13 protein-coding genes and 5 pseudogenes are annotated in these 20,184 nt (G+C 55.5%); 8 read left to right on the plus strand and 10 right to left on the minus strand.

The window, feature by feature from the left end:
- The coding region (locus FFS21_RS08000) for an aldehyde dehydrogenase family protein (protein WP_137924356.1) at positions 1 to 665 on the minus strand (665 nt) is incomplete at its 3' end.
- A 185-nt stretch (positions 666 to 850) separates the two neighbouring features.
- On the opposite strand from FFS21_RS08000, the gene FFS21_RS08005 reads away from it, so the two are divergent.
- The 5 genes from FFS21_RS08005 to FFS21_RS08025 all read left to right on the plus strand — a co-directional run bounded on the left by FFS21_RS08005 (position 851) and on the right by FFS21_RS08025 (position 7,621).
- Complete coding sequence (locus FFS21_RS08005; RefSeq protein WP_137924394.1) at positions 851 to 1,816, plus strand: LysR family transcriptional regulator; 966 nt, start codon at positions 851 to 853, stop codon at positions 1,814 to 1,816.
- Positions 1,813 to 2,031: an FCD domain-containing protein gene (locus FFS21_RS32865; RefSeq protein ID WP_502705157.1), complete on the plus strand. Its 219-nt coding sequence runs from the start codon at positions 1,813 to 1,815 to the stop codon at positions 2,029 to 2,031. The genes FFS21_RS08005 and FFS21_RS32865 overlap by 4 nt, the downstream gene beginning before the upstream one ends.
- Positions 2,032 to 3,236: 1,205 nt before the next feature.
- A complete protein-coding gene (locus tag FFS21_RS08015) occupies positions 3,237 to 5,258 on the plus strand; it encodes a hypothetical protein (protein ID WP_124684261.1) in 2,022 nt (673 codons plus the stop codon).
- A gap of 24 nt (positions 5,259 to 5,282) precedes the next feature.
- Complete coding sequence (locus tag FFS21_RS08020; RefSeq protein WP_124684262.1) at positions 5,283 to 6,290, plus strand: ATP-binding protein; 1,008 nt, start codon at positions 5,283 to 5,285, stop codon at positions 6,288 to 6,290.
- 578 nt (positions 6,291 to 6,868) lie between these two features.
- Positions 6,869 to 7,621 carry a hypothetical protein gene (locus FFS21_RS08025; RefSeq protein WP_137924358.1) on the plus strand — a complete coding sequence of 251 codons (753 nt, stop codon included), beginning with the start codon at positions 6,869 to 6,871 and terminating at the stop codon, positions 7,619 to 7,621.
- Positions 7,622 to 8,528: 907 nt separating this feature from the next.
- Here FFS21_RS08025 and FFS21_RS08035 read toward each other — a convergent pair.
- Entirely contained in the window at positions 8,529 to 10,262 is a 1,734-nt protein-coding gene (locus FFS21_RS08035) for an SAVED domain-containing protein (protein WP_224039289.1), read from the minus strand.
- Between FFS21_RS08035 and FFS21_RS08040 the strand changes: the two are divergent.
- Positions 10,210 to 10,428 (plus strand): annotated as a pseudogene (locus tag FFS21_RS08040) (transposase domain-containing protein); the annotation flags it as partial. The gene FFS21_RS08035 and the pseudogene FFS21_RS08040 overlap by 53 nt on opposite strands.
- Before the next feature lie 15 nt (positions 10,429 to 10,443).
- On the opposite strand, the gene FFS21_RS08045 reads toward FFS21_RS08040, so the two are convergent.
- The 3 genes and pseudogenes from FFS21_RS08045 to FFS21_RS32875 form a co-directional block, all read right to left on the minus strand.
- Positions 10,444 to 11,670: a hypothetical protein gene (locus tag FFS21_RS08045; RefSeq protein WP_043355374.1), complete on the minus strand. Its 1,227-nt coding sequence runs from the start codon at positions 11,668 to 11,670 to the stop codon at positions 10,444 to 10,446.
- Between the two features lie 322 nt (positions 11,671 to 11,992).
- Positions 11,993 to 12,115 (minus strand): annotated as a pseudogene (locus tag FFS21_RS32870) (hypothetical protein); the annotation flags it as partial.
- Positions 12,116 to 12,157: 42 nt separating this feature from the next.
- Positions 12,158 to 13,303: a sterol desaturase/SRPBCC family protein gene (locus FFS21_RS32875; protein WP_043355372.1), complete on the minus strand. Its 1,146-nt coding sequence runs from the start codon at positions 13,301 to 13,303 to the stop codon at positions 12,158 to 12,160.
- A 165-nt stretch (positions 13,304 to 13,468) separates the two neighbouring features.
- Between FFS21_RS32875 and bsrA the strand changes: the two genes are divergently transcribed.
- Positions 13,469 to 14,383 (plus strand): LysR family transcriptional regulator BsrA, encoded by a 915-nt coding sequence (gene bsrA, locus FFS21_RS08060; RefSeq protein WP_043355370.1) that lies wholly within the window; start codon positions 13,469 to 13,471, stop codon positions 14,381 to 14,383.
- 586 nt (positions 14,384 to 14,969) lie between these two features.
- Here bsrA and FFS21_RS08065 read toward each other — a convergent pair.
- The 5 genes and pseudogenes from FFS21_RS08065 to FFS21_RS08085 all read right to left on the minus strand — a co-directional run.
- The gene (locus FFS21_RS08065) at positions 14,970 to 15,992 is read right to left on the minus strand and encodes a LacI family DNA-binding transcriptional regulator (protein ID WP_043355368.1); all 1,023 of its coding nucleotides are present in this window, start codon (positions 15,990 to 15,992) and stop codon (positions 14,970 to 14,972) included.
- Positions 15,993 to 16,116: 124 nt separating this feature from the next.
- On the minus strand, positions 16,117 to 16,749 hold the full coding sequence (locus tag FFS21_RS08070; RefSeq protein ID WP_231108945.1) for a tripartite tricarboxylate transporter substrate-binding protein: 633 nt from the start codon (positions 16,747 to 16,749) through the stop codon (positions 16,117 to 16,119).
- A gap of 121 nt (positions 16,750 to 16,870) precedes the next feature.
- Positions 16,871 to 17,313 (minus strand): annotated as a pseudogene (locus tag FFS21_RS08075) (transposase); the annotation flags it as partial.
- A gap of 221 nt (positions 17,314 to 17,534) precedes the next feature.
- Positions 17,535 to 17,858 carry a group II intron maturase-specific domain-containing protein gene (locus tag FFS21_RS08080; RefSeq protein WP_237380917.1) on the minus strand — a complete coding sequence of 108 codons (324 nt, stop codon included), beginning with the start codon at positions 17,856 to 17,858 and terminating at the stop codon, positions 17,535 to 17,537.
- Between the two features lie 166 nt (positions 17,859 to 18,024).
- Positions 18,025 to 18,387: pseudogene (locus tag FFS21_RS08085) on the minus strand (IS5/IS1182 family transposase); the annotation flags it as partial.
- Positions 18,388 to 18,602: 215 nt separating this feature from the next.
- On the opposite strand from FFS21_RS08085, the pseudogene FFS21_RS08090 reads away from it, so the two are divergent.
- A pseudogene (locus FFS21_RS08090) lies at positions 18,603 to 19,614 on the plus strand (IS110 family RNA-guided transposase).
- The last annotated feature ends 570 nt before the right edge of the window (positions 19,615 to 20,184 follow it).

Below are 20,184 nucleotides of genomic sequence, written 5' to 3' on the forward strand. Positions count from 1 at the left end.
TGATGGAGGAGGGCATCCACCACGGTCTTGTCACCTTGGACGACATTGAACACGCCGTCGGGCAGTCCCGCTTCCTTGAGCAGGCGCGCCATGAAGAGCGATGCGGAGGGATCGCGCTCGCTCGGCTTGAGGATGAAGCAATTGCCCGTTGCGATCGCAACCGGGAACATCCAGCACGGGACCATGCACGGGAAGTTGAACGGCGTGATACCTGCAACCACGCCGAGCGGCTGGCGCAGCGTCCAGTTATCCATGCCGGTCGACACCTGATCCGTGAAGTCGCCCTTCAGTAGTTGCGGCACGCCACAGGCGAATTCGATGATGTCGATGCCACGGCTGACTTCGCCCGCTGCGTCGCTGAGGACCTTGCCGTGCTCGGCGGTGATGATCGCCGCAAGCTCGTCTTTGTGCTGATTCATAAGCTCCAAAAACTTCAGCATCACCCGGGCGCGTCGAATGGGCGGCGTATCTGCCCACTTGGGAAATGCCGCGACTGCCGAGGCGACTGCGGCGTCGACGTCTTCGACGGTCCCCAGGCGAACCTGCCGTGCTACCGCGCCGGTGGCGGGATTGAAGACGGCCTGCGACCGCTTGCCATTGCCTGCATACGGCTCGCCGGAAATGAAATGAATGACCTCGGACGTATTGGTATAGGGCGCAGTCATGGGCATCTCCTGTCAGTGCGGGGCGGGAGGAATCGTCCTCCGCGTTGTGGATGCCTGCAGTGTATGGACCGCCCTGAGCCCTCGGTAGTCCGGTGGCGCCGAACTTACTGTTCAGGAATTTGATCCGGTGGCATGCTACGGCTACGAAATATCGACCGAATATGTGCGGTTTAGGGAGCATGGGGATGCGCAAAGAGAACGTCGAAGAACTCTGGGAACACCTGCATTGGCTGGTTGTTCTGCAGCAGCAAGGCAGTTTCAGCAAGGCCGCCGCGCGTCTCGGCGTCAGCAAGGCGTCCATGAGCCAGCACATTACCGACCTTGAAAAGGCAACCGGCATCGCGCTGGTTCAGAGGACCACGCGCAGCGCGAGCCTGACCGATGCTGGTCGGCAACTGGTGGAGTCGATGCGCGGCGCCTTCGAGCAGATCGCCACGGGCTACGCCAATGTTCGAGACCTGGCCGGGGCGCCAAGGGGATTTCTGCGCGTGACCGCTCCCGTGGCATTTGCCAGACAACAGCTTGTGCCTCGTCTTCCGGAGTTCCTGCGGAAGTATCCCCAGATCCAGTTGGAACTGGATATGTCGGATCGCCTGCGGCCGCTGGCGCAAGAGGGCTTCGACATCGCAGTCCGACATACGTCAGCCCCGCCGGAAACCCACGTCGCCTGGACGCTGTCATCGACGCGCGCAATTCTGGTCGCGAGCAGGGCGTACTTGCGCACCCGAGGGTCTCCCGAAACGCCGCAAGCCTTGGTTGACCACGCCTGTTTGCACTATCCGAGGCGGCAAGGGGCGACTACCTGGACGTTCGTGCCGTCGGTGGCAAGTCCGGGGTCGAAGCATGCCGATCCGGTAACCGTCCCAGTCACCGGGCCGCTGACCGTGAACAATAGTGAAGCATTGCGTGATGCAGCGATCGAAGGGGTGGGCATCGCATTGCTTCCGGACTTCAGCGCCCAATCCGCTCTGGAGACCGGCCGCCTGGTCGAAGTGTTGCCGCAGTGGCGATCGACTGGGGCATTTGGCGATTGGTTGTACGCCATTCGCCCTTACTCTGCGCACGCTTCACGCGTGTCGCAGGTGTTTGTGGATTACCTGCGAGAGATCTATTCGGATGGTTTTGCATCCACGCCACCGGCGCTGATCTGAACCATGCAGAAACAAGTAGCGGACAGCACGAGCATCGCCAGATTCTGGATGCCATTGTGCGACGCGACGCTGACCGGGCAGAGCAACTCGGTGCATCGCATACCAATCTCGCGCGCAAACGCGTCACCGAATACATCTCGCAAAGCGCCATTGGCACAATGTCCTTGCAGGACATGACAGGAAATGCCGGTGTGGCCTTGAGCTTGCCTCTGTGAAGTAGGCGGATTCAGCGGCTTCTTCCTGTCTTCCTTGTTCAGTCAGACGACGAGAAAAGTGATGGGGTAAAATCTGATAAGAATTATCTACTTACGTAGACTTTGTCGCTGCATTCAACACATATTTTCGTCTTTTTTGGGGATGAAATATTCTATCGGTTCTACGCCGAAGATGTAATTGTGTGTCTTTTTCGGGAGCGACCGCAGCCGTTGTCATGCTGCCTATGTCTCCGCTGGCGTGTGAGCGCCGCCTACCCGCCCCTACCTCCCTTGAGCTTGCAGGCAAACGGCGAAAGCCTTGGTTCTGCGCTCTTGTCTCAGAGCTCCTAGTAATCGCCTGCAGTTCATGGAGTTCATTCCGCTCCACTCCACACATTGTCCCCGCAACCGAAAGTATTTTTTTGGGGAAAGTCCTTGGGTTTAAATGCGAATTTTGCGATTTTCTGATAATAAAAAATATTAAAATTATGCGCACTATGCAACCAGTTTCATAGGGTTACTGATACCGTTATCTACTCACAAAATTTTCTACCATATATTCTCCAAGACTCGCCGTTGTGACTCATCATGTATCACGCCGCAGACCAGCACAGATTGAGCCCGGCTGAATTTGTTAGAAATCCAAATCGCGGCCACGCGTCGGTCTATTTTTTTGATTCCCCAAAAAATGATCGTCGCTTTGGCATTTTCGGCGTGGTTGCATTTTCGCATTTATTGCTAGCCGAAGGAAATCCTGAAATACTGTCGTATCTTCCATCCAGGCCACCAAAAGAAAAATCTGAAAAAAAATACAAACAAACAGTTGATGTTTTATATCAGTCTGGCAAGACGGAGTGTTGGCACTTCAATCACTCTAGGAACGGGGAACCCACGCGACACAAGAATAGGATAACCAAGACCGAAGGCGAAATCCGAATGGCGCAATGGCTGCCCCATAATTGGATGTTGCTATGTTCCTATCGAACACGCGTTAGAGGAGCTATAGACCCGAATCCCAGGGCCCTCCCAGGATTAATTAGCGCCAGAAGTAGCTTCACGCTCCAGGAGGTTCTCGCACTAGAAGATTGTGATCCCGCACACTTACTTGCTAGTGTGGCGCGCTACTTGGCAAACGGGAAACTTAAAACCGAACTTCGTACTAGCGCATTTCACCGACGTTCCCTTCTAGAACGGGTTGAATAATGGGCGGGGGCGCGCGGAGATCGTTGATTCAACAATATCACGGTGAGCTTGTCGACTGGCCCCATCCCGATATCACCGTTCTTGACGATGCGACTCGTCGAACGTTTCTGAATCGAAAGCTTGCCGTTGAGTTATATGCTGCCGATATTCCCTACGGTGAGATTCAAGAACAGACAAAATTCTCGCCAAACGAAGTGAGGCGCTTGCTCCGACGATGCGTGGCATCAGCAGGGGAGGGGTGTATTGTAGGATTTTATGCGTTGCTTCCGAGTTTTCGCATTAAGCCTTACTTCAGAACGAAACCCATTATTGCGAAGCATCCATTGGCCGATCAACGCTCTAGTGGTTACGCTGGCGCGCTGGCGCAGTTATTCGAAAAGTTTCCTGATGTCAAGAAAGATTTAATACAAAAATTCTTTCTGCAGCCGGATAAACAAAAGAAGTCAAAAAATAGCCGTTCGCCGCAGTTAGGGCCGCAGCCTTATATTGAAATACATGGCGAGTTTCTTTCTGAATTACGGACAAAAGGGGTTGGAGAGAATGAATGGCCCTTCCTGACGGAAGACAAGGGTAGACGATCCCTTTTGCGCTTCCTTCATTCTTTGAAGAATGAAAGATCAGAGCGTGCGGTAAAAGCCAGAATGGGTGCTGAGGCGACTAACAATCTAGGACATGGTATGGGTCCTAATGCTCTCATATCGCCACTTCTCCCGTTTGCAGTCGTAGAGCTTGATTACACAGTTATTGATATTCCCACTCATGTTAGGGTGATTGATCCCAACGGTACAGGGCATTTGATACCTATATCTCGTTGGTATCTAGGGTTGCTGGTCGAGGTAAAAACAAGCGCAATTTTGGGCGCACATATCTCTCTGGAAGTTAACCCGAGCGCCGATTGTGCGTTGCAGACGATGTTGAGCAGTGTGCCTGTCGTGTTAGACGCACGGAATTCTGGTGACGTTCGCATTGAGGTACGTAGCACCAATATGGATTTTGTTGCACGCGGCCCCACCTTGATATGCTCGTTGATACCGCAGTTGGCAGGGCAAGCATTCAGTTTGCTTAGGGTGGATAACGGTTGGTGCAATATTGCAAATGATTTTGTAAATAACGTTATTGATGTATTTGGTTGTGCCATTGAGTTCGGCCCCCCACGTGCCTGGTGGGGAAGGTCGTTAGTCGAAAGGATCATTGGGGTTTCAAAAGAACGCGGAGAGCATCGCCTGAAGGCCACATACGCGTCGGGCCCCGACGATGTTCGCCGGCCCCCCGATGTCGAACAGCTCGGTTTAAATGACGGAATCGACCTTGATTTTGTGGTCGATATGTTGAATGCCGTTGTCCGTGAACATAATACTATCTCAACCGGTGATCGACTTAATGGTGCAACTGTAATTAATGTTCTGCAAAGATTCGTAGATAAGCATGAGCTTCTATGGGTTCCACAGCCTCTACCAAGATCTATCAATTCAAATGATCGACTCCTTATGCACCGACGAAAGGTGGAGGTTAGGGGAGAATGGGGCGTCCATACGCGTAGGCCGTACATTAATACGGCATACTGCCGATATACAAATCCTCGTATCGCTTCTGATTTTTCTATGATAGGAAGAAAAGTGTTTGTCTACATCAATCGTCTCGATGCGAGAGAGGCATGGGCAAGTGACGCGGAAACTGGCGAGAATTTGGGCAAGCTATACGGTGAGGAAAAATGGGAAAACTGGCGATGTGCATTGCGGGTCAGAGAACTGGTAGGCGCAAAAGCAAAGGGACGGCCCCGAGGCCGGAGCCCCGATATTTATGCTAGATCCGGAAAAGTAGATTATGAGTTTGTAACGAGCGAAAATAGCGGCGAAAATATCGGAAAAAAAACTGCGCTTGCGATAGCGAAAGTAGCTCGGGATAGCTTTACTGGTTCGAAATCAGCATCCCTAAAGCCGGCCGAAGAAGATAACCACAATAATAATGTTGGGAGTGATAACGATCTGCTTCCAAATATAAATCCGCGCGGAATATTCAAGCTGGATTCGGGGAATAAGAAATGATTGCGTGCGATCGTGGAGAAAGAAATGGATGAGGGTCATCTTCGAGCATTAATGCTGCAGCACCCGATTATATCCAAGAAGAGCAGAGCGGAATCACCATTATGGACACTCCCGATATCGAATTTTTATGACAACGCCAGAACTTTATTGTTTCTCAGGCAAAGTTTTTTCATAGAAGAGATCGCTGGCGAGGGAAAAACCATCATGATGAATGTCCTTCGTGAGCGGTTACCAAGAGATCTCAGCGAAATTCACGTACTCTCTTATAGAGGCTTAAATAGGGAAATATTTTCTCATGGTGGATTTGTGAGGGATTTGCTTTATACGGTTAATCATGCTGCTCTTGATGGAAATTCATACGAATTAAGTCGGAGATTGATTAATGACATTGTGGCTTCTGCACTGGAGACTAATTGGAAGCTAATTGTGATGCTGGTTGACGAAGCGCAGGCCCTTCGTCCTATAGATTTCGGTTTTATCAAAGATCTGCATAATGAATTAGAAGAGGTGAGGATTGATTTCGTCGTGATTTGTTGTGGCGAGTCTCCAAAAATTCGTGAATTATTCAGAACCTTATCCAGTGAGCAGCAAATAGGCTGCCTGGATCGGTATTTTAGGCATCGGCTGAGACTCAGCGGATATGGATTGGAAGAGCTGCAAGATCTGCTTGAGGTGATCGACGTGAAAAGATGGCCGACGGATTTTGGACCAACATGGACAGAATTTTGTTTTCCACTCGGATATGCCTCTGGCTTTCGCCTAGCTAATCAAGCCAGTTTATTTTGGCAGGCAATGAAGGAGGTACATCTTATAAGAGACGATAAAATATCAGAACCAAGTCAAAATGGAAAATTGCTTTCGAGGCGTATTTTCGATGCTCTTGGGTTTTTAGCGTTTAAGGGTATGGATAAAGATTGCCCAAACTTCGAGTTTCCAAAGGAAGATTGGCAGAGTGCCGCTAAGTTTGCAGCTAAATCGGCCTGGGATGAAAAACCGGATGCCACGGATAGACCAGACTGCTCTCAAGCTTAGGCATGAAAGACGCTCACTGGTGCGGTGGTGGATTAGATTCGATACCAAATGAGTCTTCATTCGGGTATTTTCATCGGTTGTGTTGGCTGAATGCAGTTGGCATGCAAGCCGCAATGAGGTTACTCGATGCTCCGAATTTTCCCACGCGCACGCAGACTTTTTTCGGCAAGCTGAAACGAATCCGCCATGTCATAGAGCGAGTTAACTTCAATAGTACTAGGTTTCCAGAGGAGCGTTCGCTGGTGGCTGGGGAGGTTTCAAATTTGTTGGGCGCCATTTTTACTAGTCGCCTTAGATTTTGTCCCGTTTGTTTGGAGTCCGGATATCACTCGATCTGGTTTCAGTGTAGCAAGTTAGCGCGATGCCCGATTCACAATGTTGATATACATGATCGTTGCATGAAGTGTAGTAGCCTTCTCTCCGATATAGGTATTTTGGAAAACTTCAGAGAGGCGCTTCATTGTCCGGTATGTCACTGTGCATTATCGGGGGCGCCCCTTAGTCCAGGAGTTTTTGTCGAAAGCTACCTCCACGAACATCGAACCCACGTAAAAATATATCGACAAGCATTCTCTACGTTGAATGAGTGGGTAGAGGATGTCTCCGCTCGCGGTGACAGTTGGATCGCCTACTCCAACGTCGAAATATGGGCCGCGGATGCGGAATGTGCCTTTGCGATTGCATGTGCGCTGGCAAAGCCTCCGGAGATATTGGAACGGCCATCATGCAACGGCGTAGCCCTGTTCTGGCAACGACATTTGGCGGGAAATATGTCATTCGTGCCTTTGTTTACTATTAGACGGCGCGAAGACGAGCTTATACGCGTTGTCTATTGCTGCACTTTGCGGCTTCTGCGTTCTTATGCTGCGGGTATTGCGAGCTCCGGGAGGGTTCCGCTGAAGCAATTTGTCGTCTTCAGGAAGGGCGACGGAATACAAGTCAGCACAGGGGATGCACGAGTACAGGCCTACCTGCTGCTACGCTATTTTGTGGAACAACCTGCCAATAGTGTTATCGCGCTTGATTCAGCAGTAGAACAGGTGTCGCCAAGTAGAGATTTGGGATGGTTTCTCTCCAGGGACGAGAACTCGAGAGCATCGACCCGAGCAGGAATTCTATTGGCGTATGCGACAATGCATCGTGCGATTCGAGAAGCAGCGACCTCCGGATTTGTGAAATGGGATCGTCTGATCGAACTGGTACAAGGTGTCGTCATGGCCCATCAATACTCGGAGACTGTCGAGCGGGGAGTCGTAGTATTCCGGATGCCCGTGGGAATGCCTTTGGCTCCGTTTCGGCCTTTGCCGAATCTTCCCCGCATTTCTGCGTAAGAAATCTGAAATCGGGCATCGCACGGTGGTGGTCGGAGTCATGCGCCAACTCGCCAGCAGCGAAAGCACCTTGAAAGCGGGAAAGCCAGCACGCCCCTTATGATCCCGAGAGGGCGTGGTCGGACCTTCAACGGGCCGATATTTGAGGCTGTGTGGCCGAAGGAAGCACAGTTTAGACGTCCGGCCGTTTCTCATGAACTCGCCGGGCTTTGCGTCAGTGCCGCTGCAGCGTTTCGAGCTTCCTTGGCGGGTATCCGCCATCACTTTGTTTTCGTTGGAGGCAGGCTGGAACGAAAACTAGTTCCGGAGGTAGCGAATGTCACCCGATCGGCAGCGATGTCTTGCCTCGAACTGTTATGGATTCTGTGCGGGCCAGCTTCTCCAGGGCATACCGACCAGTAGGCCGAGTGCCCGATCAACTCTCGGCAACTGACCCAACGTTGGACATTGATCGGCGCTTTCAATGGCTGGAACGCCGCCGCACGCTCCAATACGAGTGATTCTAAGAAAGCTGACGGTACATGCGACGTGAGCCACTCCGCGTACGCGCTGGTTGCGCTAGCGTAATTCGTATTGTGCAGAGCCGGTCCAACCCTGTGCATGGGAGCACGTGCGATACAACTTGTTGCCTCGGATTTCATATTGAGGAACTGCGCTCCAGCTGTCTGCATGCGACACGGTACGGTACACCTTATCGCCACGGATCTCATACTGAGGCAGGCCAGTTCAACCGCTAACATGGGACACCGCCCGGTAGACCTTGTTGTCGCGAATCTCGTATTGCGGGAGGCCAGTCCAGCCATCGACGTGGCTCACCGTTCGGTAGCTTTTTGCCATCACTTTCGCCAGATATGTCCCACACCAAAGCCACATCGGCCCAGTCATTCGGCAATGCCTGACGCGCGTGCTAGGTCGGGAGCGTCAGGGAGGCTTGATAGCCGCCGCCAAACGCGCCCTCGAAGTCATACTCATACAAGGTTGTTCGTCCCATACCCGGCTGACGCTGGCCCAGGAAGAACGTAAAGGCGTTGGGCGCCGCAATAAAAATATGCATTGGAGGTTTCACGTCCTTCCGCTCCATATTGATGCGCTGAACCAAGGCTTCGGCGAGTTCGAAAGCGTGCCTGCCGCTTGCGACCGACTGCGCTCCCGATCCGCACGACGGTTTCGCGACTAATAGCTTGCTGACGCCAGGCAAGGCGGTGGCAATATAGCCGCGCACCGCGTCGGGAATATCGTGGGTGAGCGCAACAGCCACGGCCATCTCTCCTGACTCTGACGTCAAGTCTTCCACTTCAAAGTTCCACGTCGGCCAGTCTGGATTGGTGAAAGTGTCCGTCGCGCTCCAGCTTTGCCGGTCGATCGTACGCTGCTCGATTTCCACGTGCCGTCCAGACTTGATGTTGACGACGGACCCAGCGGCAAACGCCAGCGTCAAGTGGGCGTCTAGCGCCAGGAGTAACGGTTGCGGTTCGCGCGCCGCGTCAATGAGAAAGCGCTTGAGCGCGGGGTACAGGTTGCCGGTCCAATCTTGCTGGTCGCGAATGGCCCGATCGTTGAAATACGGTATCAAGTCCAGGACGGTGCTGCATCGTTCCTCTAGTCGGTCGAACGCGTGCTCGAACGACTTGACACCCACTAGTGTCCTTGGAGAGTTCCTTTTCGCAAACAGATTCTCGCGCTGGCAGGCGTCCCGAAAGGTGTCCCGCGTGAACTCGAGGCGACCCTGGGCGAGCCATTGGAAGACGATGTCGTCATACCGGAAGCTACTCTCGTTCAGCGGTATGCGAAGCAGTCCCCGGTTCTCGAAGTGCATGTCCAACAGTTCGCGGAGGTCATCCAGCGATGTGGAGTCGGTGTCGAGCGAAAGCGTGCGGGCCAGTAGACGCAATTCGGCATCGTCGATGCCCAGATGTTCCCGCCACAGTTTCCGGATCCGGCCTGTCGCCGACGCATCGGTCTTCGTGCCAAACAACTGCTCCAGGCGAATGGCTTTGTGACGCTGATGGATAAGGGGTCGGAGCGGGTCGGTCTGCGCGATCCGCCAGTTGGTTAGCAATTTGAATCGGACCCCGATCCCGTCTTTCGCGTGGGCGTGCTGAGCATTTCGGGCCCGCTGAAGAAAGGAAAAACGATTGGCGTTGATCCACTCGGGATCTATGAGGTCGCTATGTCCGAAGTCGCTTACCGAAACGTGCCACTTGCATTGCGTGTACTCCCGCAGGATTGGTTTTCCTTCTGGGTCATTTGGTGCACGGCTGGGGTCATATTCCACCCATACGTCGTCGAAGCCTTTGGGACCGGATTCGAAACCCACGCGAATGACGGGGCTGTTAGGGTCAAGCAGGCAAACGGCCTTGCGCCAGAAAATCCGGGCCTGGAAGTTGTCGCCGTCCCGACGCACAGGCGCTTTAGTTATCGGCAGTCGATAGCTGACGCGCGGCGGGACATGCATCCGCATCGATGCCGTAGCCCAGCAAATGCAGGGCCGCGGCATGGATCGACGCGTGTTCGTTCGATATAGCTCCCGCGAAGCTTCCATAATTGCGAACTTACGATAATTTCGATTATGGAAGGGCTTCCATAATCGAAAGGCATGGCTCTTCGCAGACACCGTGGCCGGCGCCAAGGCAAGCGCCATGATCTATAGCCTGATGCTGACGTGCCGGGCCTGTGACGTCGAGCCATATGCCTATCTGCTCCACGTGCTCACAGAGTTGCCACAGCGAACGCCAGACGCCGACATCAGCGACCTGTTGCCGTTCAGCTTCGCCCCGCCGAAAGCCGCCCCGCCGCATCCTGCCTGAATACGCTCGTCGCACTCAAGGTGTGCCGAAACTGGCGCTTACGATGGGCAAGCCCTTTCGATGCCGGGCGCCATAGTTGACCAACGTAGACGCGTTGCTCCGCAGGTACCCGCAGACCTTATCTAGATTCCACCACAGCGTACTGAATTCATACCCCGCTCTGGTCAGGAGCTGCGCGTCCAATGCCTTGATGCGCTCCAACGCTTTGCGGCCCTTGCCATGCCACGCGAGCCACTTGGCGTGCGTGATTTCGGTCTCTATCGACTCTCGTTCCAGTGAATCGATAACCTTACTGCCGAACACGGAACGCTGCGCCGCTTTGAACTTCATAGCGATGTGGAACCAATCGAGAATCCTGCCGCGTGCGAGCTGACTGCCCCGGATGGTCTTCTCAAATTCACCGGCGTCGTCGCTGATCACGGTAACGCGCTCGTCGGTCGCCACACCGTTTCGAGTGAGAAATTGATCCAGCCGCGCTACTGCCGAGGTAACTTCCCGGTGCACATAGGCATAGAACTTTGGCGGCCTGTCGGTGAACGTCGCTCGTCCAGCGATGAGGTTGACATGTCGGCCAAGGCCCCTCACCGAGTCGCAATGCCGCAACCACGCCGAGTCAACGCTCACGGTCGCGACATGGCTGGATTCGCGAACCTGGACGCCTCCGTCGAAAGGGGGCAGCTTCGCAATATCACGCTCGATGTCAGCGTCGAGTTGCTTTCCGATAGCACGAATCCGATTTCGAGTGCCGCTGAACGAAATGCCCTTGTCCAGAGGCAGTATTTCCTTCAGCATCGCCGTGGCCTGCCGATATGGCAGATGGCTTGCCCACTTCGCCTGGAGGTATTCCAGCTCTGGCGTGGCGCGATTAGTCAGCGCTTTAGACAAGGGATGGATCACGGATCGTGGCGTCGGCACAGTCCGTTGGCAAGCACACGACCACAGCCTCGGACTGTTCACCATCACCTTGCCATACACCGTGCGCACCACCGTCGAGCGCTGGTCCTTGTGGCTCAAAGCCGCCCCGCAACTCCTGCAATGAGTCTGGCCCGAAAGCCATCCCGCGACTTGTTTCGAAACCAGCTCGGTCTGAACCTTGGCCAACAGCGAGCGGCCCTCCGCGAGGGTCAGGCCCAGATCCGCAAGACTACCGTCACGGCGCTCGATCACTGCCAAAACGCCCTCACCGGCATGGCCAATATCGCTGCCCTCGTCCGCCAACCTGGCTTCGATGATCAACCGCATGGCTTGCTCCCACCGTTGCGATACCGATCAGCCTAGTTCACATACAACCGGCGCGGTGCCTAAGCGGCACTTTCTTGGTGTCCTCCCCAACCTTTGCACGCTCTCCAACGGATAGCGAGAAGATGTTGTTCGAGCGTGAGAAACGCAAATACAATGCGATGCATAGGCCAGTCTGTTCTGGTTGTCGTGTGGCGCCTGGAAAACATCGCACGATATCAGAGCAGTACTGGCCTTCCTTATGTCCGTTGCGTCTCGCGCTGATTGCGGAGATGTTCAGAAAATCGCCCCAGCCGTTCGCGGGATAAACGGCCCTCCCCAAACCTCAGATTGCGCGGGACGTAACAACCCGCAGCCGCAGAAGCTCGATATTGGCGCGGCCATACATTTGGCGCTTGAGGAGCTTGAGCCTGTTGACATGACCCTCCGTCTGGCCATTGCTCCATTGCAGCCTGACACGCGCGGTGGAGCCTGCATGCCCCCATGCCCTTCATGTCGCCTGTTTGGAAGCACAATCCGTTTCTGCCGCGGGAAGAACACTCTCGGAGACGCTGCGCAGCTTGTGAAGCAAGGCAACAGAGTCGCGCTCAATTCGCTTACGCAAAACCAGCCGATCAGCCATGCGGGCCACCACACTGGAAAACCGATACTCCAGCGTCCGCACGAAGCGCGTGCCAGTGGCTGTGCCGATGCACTCATACGTGACGAACATCTCAAGACCCCGGTTGCCACGGGCCCGGGTTCGCCAGAGCCGATCCGGAAGACTTTCCACGACTTCCCACTGCAACTTGCCTGCACGGCCGCCGACGTACGCAAAGTGGCTCCCAACCGGCAGCGACCCTCCCTGCCCGGTGATCGCTACGTGGTAAGGATGCCACTCGTGCCAACGAAGCGGAGTACTCACGTAGGCCAGTACCTGGCTTGGCGTCCGGGCGATATCAATGGAATGCTGCATCTTGACGGTGGGGACCAGGCTCTCGCTTGCTTCTTCGGGCTCCCAATGAAGGGTTCCATAGATCCAGTCCCACAGTGGAAACACTACGGCGAAGTTCTTGGTCTGCATCAGGTCACGGCGGTGATGCAACTCATGCAACCGCCGCATGTGGCGAATCCACGGCAGGCGACAGATCGGATTCTGCGGCGGGAGGTGCTCGCAGGCATGAAAGATCTCGTAGCTGAGATAGCCGCCCAGTAGCGTGGCGGCAAACAGCGCAGCGACGTTCGCATTGACCAGGCCGATGATCGACCAAGCGAGCAGCGCGCCAATGCTGTAGACAACGATCAGCCATGCCGGGAACAGAATCACCCGCCAGTCCTTGGCGAACTCGTAGCGCATCTGGTCATCTGCGAAAAAACTATGATGGTCGCCCGTGTGGCGCTGGTAGAACGCCTTCGCGAATCGCTTCTTGTTGTGCCCGAGACCCTTATGGGTGCGGTACTCGCCACTGCTGTAGAAAATTAAGGTGGCCGGCACAGTTAGCCACTCCACCGCGCTGACGTGGTCCAACTTGTTCAGCAAGAAGAGGATCAAGGTCACGCCGAAAACAAGAACGAAGCCAGCATGCAGCCAGGGGTTGTAGTAAGGCGAAATGTTCGCCCGGTATTTCTTCCGGAAGGTTTGGGTATCAAAAGACATGATCGGCTCTCAAAGACTGTTGCGCTGTCGGGCTCGCGATACGTGGCCAGTTCCGCCAAGCCCCCGCGGACCTTTCTGACGTCTGGCGCCAGTAGGTCGCTTGGTGTTGTAGTCTATTGGTGCGATCATTTTCATTCCAATGGATATTGATGATGAGAATTATTGATGAATCAGAATTTGCAGCAGATTGATCTCAATCTCCTCTTCGTGTTCGACATGCTGATGCAGGAGCGCAACCTGTCACGCGCGGCCGAGCGACTGCACAAGAGCCAGCCGGCGGTGAGCAATGCGCTCAGTCGTCTGCGCGAGCAACTGGGGCAACCTCTTTTCCGCCGTACCGCTAAGGGACTCGAGCCCACTGCCGGGGCGATGACGCTGCACGTGCCGGTACGGCAAGCCCTGCGCTTGCTGCAGGCAGGGCTTGCCGTTCAAGAGAGTTTTCAGCCGGACACGGAGCGAACCTTCCGACTGTCGATGAATGACTATGGGCAGCTACGGCTGTTACCGAGCCTGATGACCCGGCTGATGGCGCTGGCGCCGCAGGTGAAGCTGCAGGTACTGTCGGACGAAGGTGCCCTGATCCCGCAGCGACTGGCCAGCGGAGATCTGGACTTGGCGATTGATTACCTGTACTTCGACGACGCCGATTTGCTCTACCAACCGATTCACGAAGAGCGCCTCGCAGTTATCGGCCGACCGGGCCACCCTGCATTCAGGGAAGGCCTCGACAAGACGGCGTATCTGGCCGCACAGCACGTCTCGCTCTTGCCGCGAGCCGGCCGCGGCAGTCCGCTCGAGATCGTCCTGGGCTCGGCCAAAGTGCAGCGCCATGTGCAGTTGCAAGTTCCGCACTACCTGACCATTCCAGCCATCGTCGCCAGCACCGATTTGCTGGGTACCGTGCCCTGGCACTTGGCCAGGCATTTCGTGCACAACTATGGCTTGCAGCTCGCGGAGCTTCCTTTCGAAACGCCTGCGGTGCAGGTCAGCTTGATATGGCACCGTCAACAACAACACATGTCTGGTCTGCAATGGCTGAAGGAGCAAATTGCGCAAGTTGCACAGACCGAATCGAGCTGATGTGGCGGGCCTCATTGGGCTGCCTGCGCGATGGATCTTTGAATCCATAGTGGCGCTGCCTGCGCTGTGTCGGGAAATCGGGCGGCGCGTTCGAGCCCTGCAGCCGCACCAATAAAATCAAGGGTTTACAGGGGTTTTCCTGTAAACCCTTGTGCATTTTGCGGTCTATGTAACCGCCATGTAACCCGATTGGATCGCCGCGATCCATCTGGAACCATGTCCTGCCTGCGCCTACAGTTGCTTCGTGCCCCATTTGCTCGTGTGGCACATAGGTCTCGCGCGATAAAATCCTACCCACTGCATCAAAGGGGACCGGGGTCGTGTCACAAGCAACAACGCCACAAGAATGCGTCGCTGCCGCAAGGCAGCTTTATGCCGTTTTGAAAGGGCATCTCGATCGTCCAACTTGCACCAGCAGGATGTGCGGAATTCCCTCGTGAGGCGATGGGCCTCGATGGAAGACCGTTCAACGTCATCGACCGTCAGACCAAGGCTCGCGAAATCATGCGGCTATGGGAAGCCTTGGGACGATCAGGACAGTAATGCATGATGGCAAGGTGTTGCACTTTTGATTTGAGGCCGCCATTTATTGTCGAGGTGGCGCAGTACTTTCGCGAATTACTAGGTCAGGCTCGAACTCGGTCTGGATGTTTTTGGCTCCTCCTTCGATCTGCTCAATCAAGTTGCGCGAAGTAAGCTCGCCAATCAGAACGGGATTCGAGTGCACTGTCGTTAGCGCGGGTGTTACCAGTTCCGCCATCTGCCAGTCGCCGAAGCCTGTGACAGAGATGTCGCTCGGAACCGAAAGTCCCAATGTGCGGCACTCCGCGATCGCCGCCACAGCAATGAAGTCATTGATGCATATCAGGGCGGTCGGCTGTTCCCGATGCAACAGCAAGTCCTTGCGCTGCAGGCAGACGCGCACCGCTTGTCGCACAGCAGATGCATCGTAAGGGGTCGGAAAAATGCGGTTATCGGGTAAGGAAATGTCGTTCTCGCTGAGGACGTCTCGGATCCCCAGAAGCCGTTGAGACGATAGAAACTGAGTTTCGAGAGGACCTGGGAGCACTGCAAACTGCCGGTGTCCTTGTTTGACTAAGTAGGTGGTTAGCCTGCGCATAGCCAAGCGGTTGTCATACCCCACCGTCGGATGCATCCCTTCGCGGTCCACGGCCCACATTAGTACATACGGGATAGCGTGCTTGTGTATCAGCGAGAAGACTTCGGGATGATGTTGTGAACCGATTATTGCGATCCCGTCCACTCTACGCTCCAATAGGGCGCGGGCGCAGCGCAATTCGGTCTCACTGTCGTCCCGATGGCAAGTCAACAGAACGGTATATCCAAGCCGGTCGAGCTGGGCCTCCAAGGTATCTACTGCTTTGGCGTAAAGTTCATTCATCAGTGTCGGCGCAATTATGCCCACCGATCGCGTGCGCCCCTGACGTAGTTCGCGAGCCGCCGAGAAGGGAACGTAGTTGAGGCTTGCAATAGCGTTCTGCACTCGCTCCAGCGTGTCAGGTCGCAGCCTATCCGGCGATGTCAGTGCACGGGAGACTGTTGCCGAGGAAACGCCGGCGAGGAGGGCGACTTGCTTGACATTCACCATATCGGGTCAGATGTTATCTTCAGCCGGAATGACGGCCGTCTGCCATCCATTGTAACGATTGGTAGTCGAAAGCAGTTCCCGTCGTTGGAGGGTTCCCGAAGACGGATCGACATCCCTGGTGAGGCTAGTCGAGCCGGACCTTTGCTGAATCTGCCACTCGCTTCCACTTCGAAACTTCGGCGCGAAGCAACGCATTGAACGCCTCAGGCGTGCCGCCTGCGATCTGCGCTCCTTGAGCCATCAGCTTGTCGCGGACCTCCGGATCCTGAAGGGCTTTGTTGAACTCGCTGTTCATCTTAGCAATGATGGCCTGTGATGTCCCGCTCGGGACCATGAACCCGCCCCAGGAAACGGCTTCGTAGCCGTTTATCCCGAGTGCTTCATCTACCGTGGGCACATCGGGCAGTGACGGTAATCGAGTCTTGCTCGTGACCGCGAGCGCCCTGAGCTTTCCACTCTTGACTTGCGGCATTCCCGCGAGCGAGGTGGGAAGGGCAACATTGATCTGCTGACCGAGCACGTCTGTGAGCGAAGGCGCGTCTCCCTTATAGGGAACGTGGTTCATCTTGACGCCAGCCATGGTACTAAGGAGTTCCCCGGCCAGATGGCTGCCCGAACCATTGCCGGCGCATCCAAAGGTGATCTGCCCTGGCCTAGCCTTTGCCATCGAGACTAGTTGGCGCAGGTCCTTTATTGGCGAATTTGCTGCTGTGACGATAATGAGCGGCACCGTTGTCACTAAGGAATTGCTGATCAATGAGGTTTGCGCTTGATGTTGCACAAGCCAAGGACTTCAGCTTTCGCAATCCGGGAGAGATGGGCCGATTCAAGCCGTCTTTCTCGCGTTTCGCACCTTTCCTGGTCGCGCTTTTGCGCGCTCAGGACGGATTGCTCCCCTCTAAGGACAACAACAGCCTCCTGGCGAACACCAGATTCGCCAAACCAAACAGGCTGAACAACTGCGCCGTGTTCTTGAACAGGCCCTTGTAGCGAACCTTGCGATGACCAAACAGATTCTTGATAACGTGGAACGGATGCTCAACCCGCGACCGAATCTGTGCCTTGACCCGCTCGACGGCGATCAGCAAGTCCTTGACGGCTCCGTCACACATCGCCTTGATCTTGCCGCGCTTGACGGCCACCTGCCACTTCACGGTCTTGCCTTGCATCTCCTCGCGCTTGTCCACGCCCGTGTAGCCCGCGTCGCCAAACGCATGCTCCTCGTGGCCATGCAGCAAGGCATGGGCCTGCGACACGTCCGACTCTTGGCCGCTGTGCCCACCACGCTATGCACCAGCCCAGAGGCCGCATCCACGCCGACGTCGGGTAGCAGCGGCGCATTTCTGCGCCACTGCCCCCTAAGGTAGGGTCGAGAACTGGCGCGCGCACCTTCAGGTGCCGGTGGTGATTCCACCGCTTTCGCGATGGCCCGCAATCCGGCGACCATAGTCACGTTTCCAACTCCCGCCACGTCAAACGCAGCATGCGGTTTTCCCGCACTACGCTTTCCTGTTTGCTTCATGTCAAGGTATATGGGACCTATCATGCCGGGGCCGCTTTCGTCGATGGTCGACGACGAACCCGATAGCCGTTGAACAGCTTCAGTTCGTCATAGAGCCACCGCCTACTCCACGTCTTCCAGCCGAAGCCCCGACGATTCCGGGAGCGCTCCAGATGGCGCCTGACCTTCTTTTCCACCCAGTCCTGGATGAAGCTGAAGCACTCACTGGAGTGTCCGACCGCGAAGTAGTTCACCCAGCCACGTAGCACCGGATTTATCAGTTGCACCACCCGATCCACCGGCTGCGACTGGTATCGCCTGAACACCTCCTTGAGTTTGCGCAGCAACGCCGTGCGTTTCTTCAACTTGGGCGTATAGTGCGCTCGCCACACCTGTCTCTTTATGCTGCGCAATCGACGGAAGTCGAATCCCAGAAAGCCAAAGCTCTCACCGCAGTCCAAATCCACCGTGCGACTCTTCTCTTCATTGACCTCGACCTGCAACTTGGCAAACTCTTCCCGAAGCCGTCGGCTTTCGCGTCAGTTCATGCTCGACGAGCAGGCGGCGAAACTTCAGCAGCGTGGTCGCGTCTGGCACCGCCTCGACTGCCAGGTCGATCCCGGCAAACGCCCGCATCGCCATGCTGTCGTACAGCGCGTCTTCCAGTGCCTCGTCCGACAGCCCGTACCACTGCAGGAGGAAGTAAATGCGCAGCATCCGCTCAAGGCCGATCGGCGGCCGGCCACGTTTGCCCTTGGGGTAGTACGGCTCGACCGCCGCAATCAGGCGCGCCCACGGCACCACGCTCTCCATCTCCGACAGGAAGCGCTGGCGGCGCGTCACACGCTTCTTGCCGTGACTTTCCGCTTCCGCAAAACTGATCTGTCGCTTCATCACAGGACCTGAATCATGGACACGCTCATGACAACGCGCTCACCCAATGCCTCGATGACTCGCGCACTGATTTAATCAGATGGTATGGACGCCTCCCCCCGGCAACGGGGCGCCGCTTACCTGCAAGAGTAACTGTAAGGGTCCTCGCTGCCATGGCATCCCTATGCCAAAGTGGAGGTGTCGATTGCAAACGACCCTGATCGGGACGATCCAAAATGAAGCTTACCGTCATCGGCATGGATATTGCCAAGCATGTCTTCCAACTTCATGCGGTGAATGCCAACACCGGTGAAATCGAGCGCATCAAGTTGAAGCGGAGCCAGGTCACCGACTTCCTTGCTCAGCGGGAGCGTTCACTCATTGCCATCGAAGCTTGCGGCAGCGCCCACCGTTGGGCACGAGAACTGCAGAAGCTCGGCCACGAAGTGAAGCTCATCTCTGTGCGATCGGTTCGTCCCTTTGTGTTGCGTAATAAAACCGACGCTGCCGATGCCAGAGCTATCTGGACAGCAGTCCAGCAGCCCGAGGCGCGGTTTGTTGCGATCAAGAGCGAGCAGCAACAGACCATTCTGGCGCTGCACCGCATCCGGGCTCAACTGATGAAGTTCCGGATCATGCAGACGAACGCATTGCGCGGCTTACTCTATGAGTTTGGTGAAGTCCTTCCGGAAGGATCTCGGGAATTTGCCGAAAAAATTTCTGGTGCGCTTGCCAAGATCGCGAATCGCTTGCCAGCCATACTGATCGACAGCCTACGAGAGCAATGGGCACGCGTGCAGGCAACCGACAAGGAAATCGCTGTGCTGGAACGTCGGCTCAAGGTTGCGCTTTGCGACAATCAGGAATGCCAGAAGATCGCTGAAATTCCTGGCGTGGGGCTGCTAACCGCCACGGCTGCGGTGGCTGCGATCGGCGATGCCAAAACGTTTCGCTCCGGGCGTGAGTTCGCTGCCTGGTTAGGCTTGGTACCGAAACAAACGGGCACCGGTGGTCACGTGCGCCAGCTTGGCATTAGCAAGCGAGGTGACACCTACCTGCGCACCCTACTCATACACGGCGCCAGATCGGGTGATCATCAAAGGCGCATGAACCGCCTGGCTCGACGGATTGCTTCAGCGACGTCCTTTCAATGTAGTGGTGGCTGCCGTAGCCAACAAACTCGCCCGGACCATCTGGGCGGTGCTAGCAAGGGATACGAGATACACGGCACCCGCCATGGCTGCATAGCCAGGTGCGTGGCCCGCCTGAACTGACTTCTTCTCAAGGAGCGCAAGCATTGATCGCATGATGGCTAACAGGTTGGACCGGGGCGAGGAAAACCCGATAGGGAATGTGAGCAGCAACGCTCGATGATCAGATGAGGACCTCGCCAGCGAATTCCATATGGGCCAGCAGGCTGAGCGGCCTGCACAAAAGGGCCGGACATAGGCGTGCTGCCTTCACCTGTCGACCACCATGTCAATCGGCTTGCAATCCGGGAGGCGTCCACATAAGGCGATTCCCTAGTGACGGATCGCGCCGCAGCAACTATGACAGTTGTGCATCGCCAGAACACCGGGTTGTCGCGCCATCATCAGTACGAGCACGCTGACAACCAAGGTGGCCGCATTGATCTGGAGTATCGGATGCGGGCTCAAAGTACTGGCTACTGAGCGGCCCCAGATCTCAATGCCTTTACGTTGACCGCCAGCCAAAGCGGCAGTGTCGCAGACACCACGCATCAGAACAGCTTCGAAGATTGATCCTGCCCGGCAACTTTCATGTCGCAGAATCGTCTGCGTAGCTAGGTACGCCTCC

Source organism: Cupriavidus sp. 2SB, from assembly GCF_005503625.1.
Taxonomy (GTDB): domain Bacteria; phylum Pseudomonadota; class Gammaproteobacteria; order Burkholderiales; family Burkholderiaceae; genus Cupriavidus.

What these genes read in the sequence shown, in the direction of transcription:
- FFS21_RS08005 (WP_137924394.1), top strand. Translation starts at nt 851, where the DNA reads ATGCGCAAAGAGAACGTCGAAGAACTCTGGGAACACCTGCATTGGCTG.
- FFS21_RS08020 (WP_124684262.1), top strand. Translation starts at nt 5,283, where the DNA reads ATGGATGAGGGTCATCTTCGAGCATTAATGCTGCAGCACCCGATTATA.
- FFS21_RS08035 (WP_224039289.1), bottom strand. Translation starts at nt 10,262, where the DNA reads ATGGCGCTTGCCTTGGCGCCGGCCACGGTGTCTGCGAAGAGCCATGCC.
- FFS21_RS08045 (WP_043355374.1), bottom strand. Translation starts at nt 11,670, where the DNA reads ATGCGGTTGATCATCGAAGCCAGGTTGGCGGACGAGGGCAGCGATATT.
- FFS21_RS32875 (WP_043355372.1), bottom strand. Translation starts at nt 13,303, where the DNA reads ATGTCTTTTGATACCCAAACCTTCCGGAAGAAATACCGGGCGAACATT.
- bsrA (WP_043355370.1), top strand. Translation starts at nt 13,469, where the DNA reads ATGAATCAGAATTTGCAGCAGATTGATCTCAATCTCCTCTTCGTGTTC.
- FFS21_RS08065 (WP_043355368.1), bottom strand. Translation starts at nt 15,992, where the DNA reads ATGGTGAATGTCAAGCAAGTCGCCCTCCTCGCCGGCGTTTCCTCGGCA.